The sequence below is a fragment of the Nocardia sp. NPDC051570 genome (assembly GCF_044454005.1).
Lineage (GTDB): Bacteria > Actinomycetota > Actinomycetes > Mycobacteriales > Mycobacteriaceae > Nocardia.
Map to the genome: position 1 here is coordinate 1 of NZ_JBITDI010000027.1, position 12,463 is coordinate 12,463.

Here is a 12,463-nt window from a genome sequence, read left to right on the forward strand (position 1 = left end):
AATCCACCGCCTTGCGGATACCTCATCCAACAGGTGTACTCCACCCAGCCCGCAACAGCGTCAAGCCCGGCGACATCACGAATTCAGTCTCTGTAGTCACACTCATCCCAAGGGGCAGTGATCCAGCGCGTCTCGCTGGGGTATTCCCCCACTGCCTGATCAACGCGTACACTCGCATCTATCACGCGAGTGATGCTGGCGGTGGGACGCCGCTCCAACGACGCCCCACCTGATGGGTTACTTAGCCCGCATCAACCAGCGGACCAGCAAAAGCGCTCCGGCGACTACAGCAGCAGCTGCCAGGCAGATGCCGTAGTCGACCGGGGCCTTGCTCTTTTCCCGGCGATGATTCGCCATCCCCACCACCTCCTTCCTGGGCGCGGTGTGTGGACCAAGTCCACCGCCCCTCGGCCGGAGGTGTCACCACCTTACGCCAGGCCACCGACCGAAATCGTTGAACCGCAACCGATTCCGACGCACCGCGCAAGCAGGACGGCCGCTTCAATGAGCAGGCCTCCTCAGCAGCGCCGTCCCCGACTTCCAGCCATGCCCCACGAACAGCGCGGACCATTGCCGAATTCAGCCATACAGGATCAAGAGCGCCGCCTTGCGGCGGCGCGTGCGCGCCGCCGCCGCGCGGCGACACGCAACCGCAGCTGAAGGGGCGTCGCCGCGGCGCGTCGGCACGTCGGCACCGCGCACGCGCCACACGCAGGAAACGCCTGGATACTGATCGGCTCACCTCTGCAACGACCGAGCAGTGCTGGGCACGGCTGTAGTCGTGCCCAACCTGCTCTCCCGCAGCCTGATCACGAATCGGCCAGCCACAGCCAGTCGACTGGCTGTGGTCCCGGTCGGCGAAGGCGAGCATGCGATGGAAGCCCCGGTGAGGTAGTGGGCCTTTGGGTTGCGTAGATCCCTGCCTCCTCGTGGCCCAATTGTCTGACCTCACTCGGACGAGTCAAGGGAAAGAACGCCCTTGACACGCCCTCCCTCTGCTCAGGGATGGCCAGGACGAGGAAGCAGGGGGACGGAAGTCCCCAGACATGCGTAAGCGGCGGCTAGTGTGTCTCCCAATGATTCCGGGTCACATATAGCAACATGACACGTCTGTAGTTTCGGGCGGTTCGGACCGGTGGGGTCTAACAACCGAGACTGGCAATCCGAGCCAACTCCCTCGCTCGTCTGCACTGTTCCTGGACCAATCCGTACCGATCAGTAGAAACGAATATTCGTGGGTGTGTCCGCTGCTTTTGCCCGTCCGAGGCGGAACCGACGACCATAACTTCTGACAAGTAAGGAACACGACCATGGTGCACAGGTACAGCGGGGCGGTACTTCTTCCGTTCGCAACGGCGGTGCCAGCTGGTGCCACTCAAGCCCTGCCCGGCGGCAGCGGCCGACGTCGGCCCACCATCTCTATCCTGGCCACCGGATTCGCGGCGTTGACAGCAGTAGCATCCCTCACTCTCATCCCACCCCAGCGTGCCGCAGCTGAAACACCAACTTGTCGCCCAGGGGAATCACTTGCCAGGACCGAAGGCACGAACAAGACCGAGTGCATCGATACACAGAAACAACTTGACAGTTGCGGTGGCGTCCTTCTCCCGCCTCCCGGCAGCAACACGCCCTCCCAAGGCGTCGATGCAACGGCCATCCCCCATGTCAGCAGAGTCAGTTGTCGCAAGGGGAAGCCTTACGTCTCGGCATGCAAGGACGGGTACGTGGTATCCACAGACCACCAATCCTGCGTTTCGAAGACTGCCGCCCGCAGCAAGGAGAAGTGATCCCTGCGCCCGAGATCCACATAACGTCAAGTCATCGATCTTCCGAACGCCCCGAATGAGCGGGACCAGAACGGGACCACACGCTATACCCGCCGCCAAACAACCCCAGTCCACTTGACCGAACCGCACACAACGGAATGCCTCCTGACCTGCGATTACCCTTTCGTGCCCGTACTGGGGGTCAAGGGGTCGCAGGTTCGAATCCTGTCAGCCCGACCAGGTCAGAGGGGGTTTTACCCCTCTGCTGGTCACGTTTTGTGGACCAAATGTGGACCACGGGCGAGAGCCCGGGTCTGACGGGTCCTTCAGCTAGAGCGGTCGCAGTCGAGCACAGCGGGCGATCGGCTCTTCCTTCTCATCACCGCGTACTGCCGGTGCCGCCGCGTCGGTGCGGCGTTGACCGATTCCACGAGGACATACCGGGCGGTTGCGGGCACGCTGGGACCGCGGTTACCGTGGGGGAGCGCCCGCTTTGCCGGGCATTCCCGATAACCGCGCTGGCGGAGCCGGATGACGCCGCCAGCGGCGAACAACAATCGCGTTCAGCCGCAGCGGATTCCGCACACACCGTCGCGCACTCTCGGGCCCGATCGTTTCGGTTCCCTTGGCGCGACGGGTGTTCCGGACGGAAGGTTCGTCGTGCAACCAACCACCAGCACACACCAGCTACTCGATCAACGCATGTACACCACCGGCGAGGTAGCGAAAATCCTCGGCGTCGACCCCTCGACGGTGCGCAGATGGCGGCGAGCTACCCCCGCTCAGGGACCCGGTTTCATTCGCTTGTCCGACCGTGTCGCGCTGTATCCGCAGAGCGATCTGGAAGCGTTCCTGCAGTCGCGACATGTGGTCCCCGAAGCCTGAGCGGTATCTCGATGTTGTTGCTCCCGATTGTCCGGGGGGCGCGATGACCACGGCGTTGGATGTTCCGGTCGGGTTGAAGGTGACCTTCGATATCGAGGAGATCTCCCGGTGCCGATCTGGCAAGCCTTTTCGGTCTCGCGCACGATGGACCAATCCGCACACGCACACGCGTGACTCGAAGTCGGTCACGTTCGAGACGCGAGAACTGGCACAGGACTGGGTCGACCGACTGAGGCGGCTCGCCGACCGCGGAATCGACCCGGTGCGAGCCAATCTCACGCTGCTCGAGTACGCCGAGCTCGTTCCGCTGGACTCGGAGAAGTCCACGCTGGATCTCGCACTGCGCGGGCTCGAAGCCAAGACCCTGGATCCCTATCTGGCCGGGTGGCGCAGACGGGTCGTCCCCACGTTGGGACACGTCGCGATCACCTCGATCACCTACGGGATGATCGACCGGGCCGTGGTGAAGTGGATCGAAGAGCACGGCGGCCGCAGCAAGTCGACGGTCAAGAACACTCTCGCCGTTCTGGTCCGGGTCATGGAACAAGCCCGGCGCGACGGGCTCCGCGATGACAATCCGGCCCGGATCCGTGGCTGGCAAGATCTCTACAAAGAAATCGAAGACGAGCTGAAAGACCCCCGGGCACTGGCGATCCCGAACTGGGACGCACTGGTCGAGTTGTGCGACGCATTGGTCGAAGCATCGTTCGACCAGTATCGGGTCTGGGGCGATGTGGTGATGTTCGCCGCCTGCACCGCCGCGCGAATCGGAGAAGTGTCCGGTTGTCGGCTCCGTGACATCGATACCGAGTCCTGGGTCTGGACGGTGCGGCGCCAGACCACCATGGCTCGCGGCGGCCTCATCGACAAGGGCACCAAGGGCAACCGGGCCCGCAAAGTTCCCATCATCGAAGAGATCCGCCCGATGATCCTGGCCCGTATCGCCGCGTGTCGAGGAAATCCCGATGCCCGGTTGTTCCTGGGCCGGCGTGGCGGACGCATCGCGACCGCGAGTCTGCGCCGAGCCACCAACTGGGACAAGGTCGTCCACAACCTGGGCTACGACCATCTGGTGCGGCACACCCTGCGCCACACCGGGTTGACCTGGTTCGCCGATGCCGGTGTCCCGCTGCATCGGCTGCAGAAGATCGCCGGACACTCCGATCCACGGGTGACGGAGCTGTATCTGCGCGTCGACACGACCCAGCTGGAGAAGGACGCGAAGCGAATTTCGAAGTACCTCAAGAACTCTTCGCGTCAGGACTCGATCGATGGCGGTGTCGATTCGGCCCGTGAGGTGGCACCAGCCAAGCCGGCTTCGTCGTGTCTTCTGCTGACATCGGCAGACGGATTGGGGTTCTGAGCGGCGGGGGGGGGGGGGGGGGGGGGGTGGGGGGGGGGGGGGGGGGGGGGGGCGCCCCCCCCCCCCCCCCCCCCCCACCACCAGGTGCAGTGGCTGGGTGAGGTTTCTTGGTTACTATGCGTTCGAATTGCAGTATCGATCGAAGGGGGATTTCCCATGGCGCGCAAGGTTGTTGTCGAGCTCGTCGATGATTTCGACGGCACTTCACCAGCTGAGGAGACGGTGTCGTTCGCGCTCGACGGTGTCGAGTACGAGATCGACCTGTCGGTGCTCAATGCGGGCAAACTTCGCGAAACTTTCGAACAGTGGACCGAACACGGCCGCAAGGTAGGCCGCAGTTCACGGTCCAAGGCTCCGGCCCGGCCGACGACCAAATCGGAGAAGACCGCGGAGATCCGTGTCTGGGCTCGCAAGAACGGTTTCAGCGTCTCGGCTCGTGGACGGATCCAAGCCAACGTGGTGGCGGCGTACGAGAAGGCCGTCGCTTAACTCATCGGCGGCGTCCGTGCCGGGGTGCGATATCGATCAGGGCTTGGGGACGGGTACCGGGGCAGATCAGTGTCCAGTGCGCGCGGACGGTGATCCATTCGTCGTGGTCTCGGGTGATCCGGAATCGGCTTGTGATTCTCGAGTGTCCGGCAAGGAGTTGGCGGCATGTCGTAGTTGTTGTCGCTCGGTCCGCCGGATGTATCCAGGGTGGTTGGTGTCGTTGCGAGGACAGGTTGCGGCTGGGATCAACCCACTCATGGATGAGGGAAGATTTCAGATCCATGATCCCGATCGCATGGTCAGGCGCGAGAGGGAGTGACCGTAGAGCTGCGGAGAGGTAATCGGGCGCGGGGGCCGAGTCGGCGTCGGGCAAGTTCCAGACGATAGCTCGGACACTTGATTGGGTCGGTGACACCTTCGCGGCTATGCGCAGGAGTTGGCGGGCACCCGAGCGGGATTGCGTTGTCGCCGTACCGATCCAGTTCTTGGTGGGATTGTCGTGATCGAACAATGAGAGGAAGCCCGCTCGGTCATCCCAGCGATCGAAGCACGACATCAGCCTGGGAAGTGGTGTGAAGTAAAGATCTTCGGTCGATGTCAGTTCGAGTTGTCGGCCCAAGGTGGTGGATACCGCGGCTCGGCCGGTTACCCGATCCCACTCGATCACTCCGACCGTCGGTCGCTGGAGATCGTTCGCGTCCGGAGGACCAGCCCATAGGCTCACCCCGAACACTGTGCCCGCGGGTCCGAAGACTGGTACCGCGAGGATCCTGAGGGCCGCCCCGGAAGACAATGCGATCTCGTCGAATTGCGTGCTCCTGGAGATCGCGGAGCGCACGACAAGCGGACGAAGGCGTCGAGCGATGGCGGCACTGGTGGCGATGGTGACCCGATTGAGGTTGGCAAAGTTACGGCGATAGCCGCCATCGGCAATCACCGAGGCAGACTCGGTACCCCGAAGTGTCTCTACTATCACCCAGTGGCGGGATGCGCGTCGGATCGGCACCGGCAGTTTGCTGTCGACGTGATGTGGCATCGAGTTCGGCGAAGCAGGAAACGGTGTGGACGGCACGGTCATAGCCGGTCATCGTGGAATCTGGAGCCGAAAGATGTTCCGGGCGTGGTGAGTCGCGGGAAGACCGAGTGAGCCACGTCGCCTGGAAACGCTCGGTCGAGCGTTGCGATCTGGTGTGCCGTCATGGTTTCGATGTTCGTCAGCGGACGCCGCGATCTCCACCCAGGGCACTGTTGGAAAAGTCGAAGGAAACAAATCCAACACCCAACTCAACCCCGAGTCGGGCGCACCGCCACACTGGCAGTCAGGGGTTCGAGTCTCCTGAACCTCGGAGGGGATCATCGAGCTAGCTTTCGTCCTGAGGTGGCGTGGGGAGTTTCGCGCATGTGATCCCAGTTGTCGTCGGCGAAGACCTCGATGCTGATCACGGAGTCGATGTCGATGCGGGTCATGACCGCGCCCGGGCTGTTGAACGGGCTGAGGACCTCCAGCAGGTTACCGTCGATATTCCATGTCATGCCGGGCCCGGCGGTGCGAATCCTGCCCCGATCATCGCGATACCGCACGGTGACTCCGCGCGCCGCCGCCCAGGCGGCAACCAGGATCCCCCGGGGAGTCTCATGACCGTACCCGTCACCATTGCGCCGAGCCGCGTGAAGGTCGTGCCCACCATGGAAGCCCGTCCAGCCGTCGAGTATCGTGTACTGGCGATCGAACAGATCGCGATGGATCTCCTCGGCTGTCGCCTGCAGCAGGTAATCGTCATAGCTGAACTGGTACAAGGCTTCCGCGTGACCGCATGCCCAGTCCTGGGCGTCGTGCTGCAACCTGAAATCCTGGGTGAACCGCTCCCCATCGGTGTCGACGTACCAGGCACGCCAGTTGCCGCCACCATTGTTCTTCACCTTCCGGCGATCGAATATTCCCCAGCTCGGTAGCAGCCGACCGAATCGGTCGTACCTGTCCTCGTGGGGTTGATAGCCGTACTTGCTCGGTATCCCGTCATCGCCGGGCGGGGTGCCATCGCCTCCCGCAATCAGCGTCAGTGCAGGTCTGCTGTCCATTGGTTCGTTCATTCCTATTCTCTCTTCGGGTTTGAAGTGGCATCGCGAAGATCGGCCTGGGACCTAGCGGGATCTTGAGCATTGCCCCAGGGCAGCCGGACCGGTTGAGTCATCGCGGTGCGCGTCACGGCTCTTCAATGGTGAGGATTGGTAGAGATCGAGGGACGTCGATCCGTCGTCCAGTTCTGCCATCCCCCAAGTGCTTCCACCCCCGCCGTGCTGTAAAGCATTGATCACCATATGCCTGGGCGCTGAACGTCGATCAGTACCTGCCACCCGTCTGACGAGATCCGCTTGCTGGTGCGGTAAGTCGCAAACTCCGTCTCGCCGGCTTCGACAGAGGAAGCTTGGGCATCGGGCGACCCCGGCTTCCGGTGGGCAACGCAGGAGGATCCGTCACGGGGCGGCGGCGTACGTGACCGACTGGTGCTGCTGGTGTGGTTCCGATCCAGTCGGCGCGCGCCCGAGGCTTCCCTGAGGTTCTGCTCTCATACAGTCAATGCTCGACATCGAGGGTCGCGATCTCTACCCCGATTGGTGTTGGAAAAGTCGAAGGAAACAAATCCAACACCCAAACCGGCCCGATTCGGGCAGGCCCCCACACTGGCAGTGTGGGGGTCAGGGGTTCGAGTCCCCTTAGCTCCACAGTTTACGCAGGTCAGGACCGGTTTGCGTCGGGCCTGACCTGTTTCTGTTCGATCATCCCCCATGGTTTCCCCCATTGTTTGATCCCCCATGGTTCGCCTCGCATTCCTTGTTGTTCGATTCGGGGTTCGTTTTCTGAGCGTGGCCCGCTCGCGGAGGTACGCCGCAGCCGGATCGCGGCCGTACGGCTGCGGCGGGCTATCGCAGTTTCTCGAGAGCTGAGGTCGAGTCCGGTGCCTGCAGCGGTCTGTCCAGGTACCGGTTGGTGATGTCCGCGCCGGTGCTGATGACCGCGTGACCGCCCTGTCGGCTGGCCTGCTCGGTACCGTATTCCTCGGCGACGGCGGTGAGGTTGGTTCGACGCATCGTCCGCGCTGTGATCCAGGCATAGGCCGAACCCCGCGCGTCTCGCCAGGTTCGCGCGAAGTTGTGAGGATCGCGCCAACCGCCCGCGAGGGAGGGAAACAGAGGCGTCTCGTCGTCATCGGCCCAGTCCTTGGCACCCATGTCGATCAGGGTCATTGCCCGGTGCTGTCAGCGGCTGATGTTCGGCGCTCATCGCGCCCTCCTCGATTGGCCCTCGAACCTGTCGGCTCCGGGACAGACAGCCGATCGATGCTCACCCGAAAAAGGGTACGACCGCTGATTGGCTCGATATCTCCAGTATCCCCCGCGTGGCCGGTCGACAAACAGGGTCCAAGAACTCGCGATTGTCGACACCCTTGGCATCTGGGCATTCTCGCCGGTATATGTCACGTTCCCCGTCTGCGGTCGAGGGCAGCTGCTGCCATGGCCTGTAGACCTACAGTGTTGACATCAGTGGTTGGTCGGCGTGTACTGAGAGGGTCTACAGATCCGAGGGATCGTCATGATCGTCATCATCGGGCTCGTCGTCCTGGTCGCCGCCGCACTCGTCGGCTTCGCGGTCGTCTTCGCCAAAGTATTCGCCATCAGTGGCGGCCACGCCATGACCGACAACTTCGCGGTCTTCGGCTACCACGTCACGGGATCGGCCGGCGTGCTGTTCCTCTGCTGCATCGTCGTCGGCTGCATCGGAATCGCCGGGCTGGGCCTGGTGCTGGCCGGTGCCCGCCGCGAACTCGAAACCGCCGCCCGGGACACCCCTATCTATGAAGGCCAGACGGGCACCATCGATGTCGCCGCCGACACCCATGTCGCCACCGACGTACCCGGCACCGACGCACCCGGCACCGTGGCCGGGCAGGGAATCGGCAGCCAGCCCGCGCCCGGCATACCCAGTCTGGGCAACAAGCTGTTCGGTCACGCCTCAGCCGGTCGGTGACCGGCTGAGGTCCCCTCGTGCCGGCCACCGTTGGCCACCGCGCTCGCATCGGCAAACTCGCCCGATTGCCGCGTGACATTTCACGTCCATCCGAAATCCGGTAACCCGTCATGATCATTGTCGGAGTTGTACTGCTCGTCGCCGGATTCATCCTCGGCATCCCGCTGCTGATCACCGCCGGAATCATCGTTCTGCTCATCGGCCTGGCGCTGATGGTCGCGGGCCGCACCGGGCACGCCGTCGGCGGCCGACGCCATTACTACTGACCGGCACCCGGCACAGCGGCTCGACATCGACTGCGCCGTCACCCGCCGAGCGCCACCCTTCGCTCAGGAGCTGTCATATACACCATCATCATCGTCTTGATCGCGGGCATCGCGCTCTGCGTCATCGCTCTGGCCGTACTGAACCGCTTCTCGGCCGGCAATCAGCGACCCGCCCTCGGCAGCGCAGCGCGACGGCCGCGGCACCGATCACAGGCCGGGGAGACCGCGATCGGCCGTGATCGCGCCGAAAACGCAGGCGGCGCACGCCATATCCGCACCTACCCGAGCTGGCGAGACCGACTCGAGTAACCCGCACTACCTTCGACTACACGGAGACAGAGATGAGATCCTATCCAGGCGAGATCAGGCTTATACCCGGAGGTCACCGCACACTGGGCCAGCGTTGTCATGATCCTGGTGTTCGTGTGGCTGATCATCGGCGTCATCGCCGGTGGGCAGCGGCACTACTACTCCAGCGCACCGACCACCTGCGAGGACGGGAACGATCGCGGCGACCATTGTCGCCGGACCGCTCAATTACCTCGGCATGCACCCCACCGTCGGCAACTGCCAGGTCGACGTGCCCCGGCCCAGCAAGTAACCGCACAGGGGTCGAGCTCGAGCTGTCCGGGCACGAGTTCGATCGCGGCCCGCGAAACTGACAACGGCTACGCCTGGACCACCTGCGAATTACTCCATACTTCGAGCTGGTAGCGCCGGGCGGGGCATCGGGGTTGGTGCCGGCGGAGCCGAATCTCTGTTGGTCCACCCCCGATGGCTGAACGGGGGTGGATGTAGCCGGTCGTTGGGCGGGCGACCTGCCTCGGTGCCGAGTGGAACCTCCAGAGGGTGGCCGGGCGGTCGGCGCGACACCGAGAGGGGGTCATCGACGACAGCGGTGGCGCCCGTGAGGCCCGGTCACCGGCGGCCCGGCGCGTCGGGTTGGCCGCCGCGCCAGCGAGCCGGATCCAGCAGCCGCAGCCGGCCTTCGGCGGGAACCCACTCGCTCAATGTCCAGTCCGCCCCCTCGCGGGACACCCGGTTGACCCACGTGTACCGGCTGTCGGTCACCAGGCGACCGGTTGCCGTATCCGGCTCGATCACAGCGGGTGTGGCCACCAGATAGCAGGCACCGGCCTGCGCCTCGGGGACCGGCAGATGAGCGCACACCTGCTCGGCCGCCATATCCAGTTCGGGGGCCACCACTATCCCGGCCGGCAGGAGCCCGACACGATCGCTGTCCAGCACCGCGGCCACCACCGTCCACTGTCGAAGAGAGTCACCGCCCGCACCGGCACCGGCTGCCGGATCATTGTTTCCGCACATCATCGCCCCGCGACCACGAGTTCAGGAAACGATCGTGCCGCTCGGGCCCGCGACGATATGTCGACCGGCACCACCGCCCTCGGCGCCCTGCCACCGATTCGATGGGATCCGAGTAGTACCGATTCTATCGCCCCCTCGTGGTCCCGGCCGAGGGAAAGCAGTTGCGGGGCAACCGGTCTCATCTTGCGCGAGTCCGACTTCCCTACCACGGCAACGATCGTCACTGGCATAGGTGACGCTGACATCACGCGACGGGGTGTGAGAGAAGGGCGGCCATGATCTTGCCGATCGCCCAGTATCTTGTCATAGACGAGGACCTCAACCCGGTGGAAGGTGTTCGCGGCGGCACTTGGAGCTTGAGACTTCGCCTGCCGCACACGATGCAGATGTTGCGGAGGTAGGTAGAGCTGAACGGTCGCGGCCACACCAGCGACGATCGTGTCACCCGCGCTGTGAGCCTGCTGCGAAATCGGCACGAAGCCACTCGAGGCGGCTGATCGATCGACACCCTACCCCTGGCAACCGACAATACGATCTCGTGTCGCCCTTGACAGAAGCACACCAAGAGAACCGCGCAGCCGACTGACAGAACAACTTCCGACCGGTTTCTGAAATCCGACCCCCGAAGGGGCGGACTTCCGCGATCCAGCCAGCAGTCGGAACTCGCGAGTTGTCGACAGTCGTCGTTGCACATCGGCGCGCCGCACAGAGGATCGGTTGCTCACCGCCGAACTTCACCTACCGCAGCCGCTTGTCGATGACCTCACGCGGAAGCTGCTCGGGGGTCGGGTAAGTGACCAGCACGCGAATGCCGTCCGGGTCGACACTGTCGACGAAACTGATTCCGTTGACCGTATTCGAGTACGTACTGGGATAGTAGGCTCGCAGCCGCTGCTCGATCTGCTGCAGTTCGTCATCGCTGTCAACGGACCAGATGATCTGCTCGACGCCCACGTCGCCGATGCCGCGTGTGCTCGACGCCTCGTGCGAGCGCAAGTAGATCTGGAAGCCATCGGGCGTGATGAGAAGCGCCGCGTCCGATTCGTGAATTGCGATGCGGCATCCGAACACATCGCAGTAGAAATTGACGGAACGATCCAGGTCTGACACTCGCATCAAACACGACGCGACTCTCGCTTCGGTACCCATCGGTTCCCTTTCGCAAGCCTGGGAACAATGCTCACGGTACTGCGCCCAGTCGAGCAACGGGCTGCATAATCGGCGGCGCCACTCAGGCAATGGTGATCTCAGGTTCGAGGTGGACGTGCCACACCGCGTGCGGCAGCCCCTATTCGGCGGGTTTCTCGTTGTGGCCGCCGAATTGCTTACGCATCGCCGACAGTGCCTTGTCGGCGAACTCGTCCAGGTGCCGGGATACGAAGCGGGAGTCCAGTGCGGCGTTGAGCACCGGAGCGGGCACTCCTTCTTCGATCGCGGCAATCGCGGTCCAGCGGCCTTCTCCAGAGTCGGATACCCGGCCGCCGAAATCGCCCAGGTCCGGCGACTGCCACAACGCCGCGGCAGTGAGATCGACCAGCCACGAGCCGATCACGCTGCCGCGCCGCCATACTTCGGCGACCTCGGCGAGGTCGAGGTCGTAACGGTAGAACTCGGGGTCGGCCATCGGCGCGGTCTCGGCGTCCCCGGCCACCGCCGCGCGCGCTCCGGCGTCAGCGTTGTGCAGGATGTTCAATCCCTCGGCAAGAGCGGCCATCATGCCGTACTCGATCCCGTTATGGACCATTTTCACGAAATGCCCTGCACCGCTGGGCCCGCAGTGCAGATAGCCCTGCTCTGACGGCGCAACCGCACCGTCGCGGCCGGCGGTGCGCGCCGCGGACCGCATACCGGGAGCAAGTGCGGCGAAGACGGGTTCGACCTGCGCGACCGCGTCCGCTTGGCCGCCGATCATCAAGCTGTAGCCACGGTCCAGGCCCCACACACCGCCGCTGGTACCGCAGTCCAGCAACCGGATACCGTGCTCGGCCAGCTGTTTCGCATGCCGGATATCGTCACGGTAGTAGGTATTCCCGCCGTCGATAACCGTGTCACCGGACTGCAGCACAGCGGCGAGTTCGCCGATCACGGAATCGGTTGGCCCGCCCGAGGGCACCATCACCCACACCGCTCGCGGCGCGGTCAGCTCGTCGGCCAGCTCGCCGATCGAGGCGATACCGGTCGCCCCTTCCCCGGCCAGCGCCCGTATCGCGCTGGTGTCCCGGTCGTAGACGACGCATCCGTGGCCATCCCGCAGCAGCCGGCGCACCAGGTTGGTGCCCATGCGTCCCAGGCCGATCATTCCCAATTGCATGACGCCTTCCTAGCGTTGTCGTCGGACGAG

12 protein-coding genes and 1 pseudogene are annotated in these 12,463 nt (G+C 64.0%); 7 read left to right on the forward strand and 6 right to left on the reverse strand.

Annotation, left to right across the window (positions count from 1 at the left end):
• Positions 1-2,426: 2,426 nt before the first annotated feature.
• The 3 genes from ACIA76_RS39695 to ACIA76_RS39705 all read left to right on the forward strand — a co-directional run bounded on the left by ACIA76_RS39695 (position 2,427) and on the right by ACIA76_RS39705 (position 4,503).
• Positions 2,427-2,651, forward strand: a complete 225-nt coding sequence (locus ACIA76_RS39695; RefSeq protein WP_397160052.1) for a helix-turn-helix domain-containing protein — start codon at positions 2,427-2,429, stop codon at positions 2,649-2,651.
• Between the two features lie 43 nt (positions 2,652-2,694).
• A complete protein-coding gene (locus ACIA76_RS39700; protein WP_397160054.1) occupies positions 2,695-4,014 on the forward strand; it encodes a tyrosine-type recombinase/integrase in 1,320 nt (439 codons plus the stop codon).
• Between the two features lie 156 nt (positions 4,015-4,170).
• The gene (locus ACIA76_RS39705) at positions 4,171-4,503 is read left to right on the forward strand and encodes an Lsr2 family protein (protein ID WP_397160056.1); all 333 of its coding nucleotides are present in this window, start codon (positions 4,171-4,173) and stop codon (positions 4,501-4,503) included.
• A gap of 1 nt (position 4,504) precedes the next feature.
• Here ACIA76_RS39705 and ACIA76_RS39710 read toward each other — a convergent pair whose 3' ends face one another.
• The 3 genes from ACIA76_RS39710 to ACIA76_RS39720 all read right to left on the reverse strand — a co-directional run bounded on the left by ACIA76_RS39710 (position 4,505) and on the right by ACIA76_RS39720 (position 7,749).
• The gene (locus tag ACIA76_RS39710; RefSeq protein ID WP_397160058.1) at positions 4,505-5,581 is read right to left on the reverse strand and encodes a GAF domain-containing protein; all 1,077 of its coding nucleotides are present in this window, start codon (positions 5,579-5,581) and stop codon (positions 4,505-4,507) included.
• A 275-nt stretch (positions 5,582-5,856) separates the two neighbouring features.
• Positions 5,857-6,582: a hypothetical protein gene (locus ACIA76_RS39715; RefSeq protein ID WP_397160060.1), complete on the reverse strand. Its 726-nt coding sequence runs from the start codon at positions 6,580-6,582 to the stop codon at positions 5,857-5,859.
• 843 nt (positions 6,583-7,425) lie between these two features.
• Positions 7,426-7,749 (reverse strand): hypothetical protein, encoded by a 324-nt coding sequence (locus ACIA76_RS39720; protein WP_397160062.1) that lies wholly within the window; start codon positions 7,747-7,749, stop codon positions 7,426-7,428.
• Positions 7,750-8,095: 346 nt separating this feature from the next.
• Between ACIA76_RS39720 and ACIA76_RS39725 the strand changes: the two genes are divergently transcribed.
• The 4 genes and pseudogenes from ACIA76_RS39725 to ACIA76_RS39740 all read left to right on the forward strand — a co-directional run bounded on the left by ACIA76_RS39725 (position 8,096) and on the right by ACIA76_RS39740 (position 9,397).
• Positions 8,096-8,530 carry a hypothetical protein gene (locus ACIA76_RS39725; protein WP_397160063.1) on the forward strand — a complete coding sequence of 145 codons (435 nt, stop codon included), beginning with the start codon at positions 8,096-8,098 and terminating at the stop codon, positions 8,528-8,530.
• Positions 8,531-8,640: 110 nt separating this feature from the next.
• A complete protein-coding gene (locus tag ACIA76_RS39730) occupies positions 8,641-8,796 on the forward strand; it encodes a DUF6131 family protein (protein WP_397160065.1) in 156 nt (51 codons plus the stop codon).
• A 96-nt stretch (positions 8,797-8,892) separates the two neighbouring features.
• Positions 8,893-9,105 (forward strand): hypothetical protein, encoded by a 213-nt coding sequence (locus tag ACIA76_RS39735; protein WP_397160067.1) that lies wholly within the window; start codon positions 8,893-8,895, stop codon positions 9,103-9,105.
• A gap of 99 nt (positions 9,106-9,204) precedes the next feature.
• Positions 9,205-9,397, forward strand: a pseudogene (locus ACIA76_RS39740) (hypothetical protein).
• Positions 9,398-9,714: 317 nt separating this feature from the next.
• On the opposite strand, the gene ACIA76_RS39745 reads toward ACIA76_RS39740, so the two are convergent.
• The 3 genes from ACIA76_RS39745 to gnd all read right to left on the reverse strand — a co-directional run bounded on the left by ACIA76_RS39745 (position 9,715) and on the right by gnd (position 12,433).
• Complete coding sequence (locus tag ACIA76_RS39745) at positions 9,715-10,053, reverse strand: hypothetical protein (protein WP_397160069.1); 339 nt, start codon at positions 10,051-10,053, stop codon at positions 9,715-9,717.
• Positions 10,054-10,860: 807 nt separating this feature from the next.
• Positions 10,861-11,271: a VOC family protein gene (locus ACIA76_RS39750; protein ID WP_397160071.1), complete on the reverse strand. Its 411-nt coding sequence runs from the start codon at positions 11,269-11,271 to the stop codon at positions 10,861-10,863.
• A gap of 139 nt (positions 11,272-11,410) precedes the next feature.
• The gene (gene gnd, locus ACIA76_RS39755) at positions 11,411-12,433 is read right to left on the reverse strand and encodes a phosphogluconate dehydrogenase (NAD(+)-dependent, decarboxylating) (protein WP_397160073.1); all 1,023 of its coding nucleotides are present in this window, start codon (positions 12,431-12,433) and stop codon (positions 11,411-11,413) included.
• Positions 12,434-12,463 lie beyond the last annotated feature (30 nt).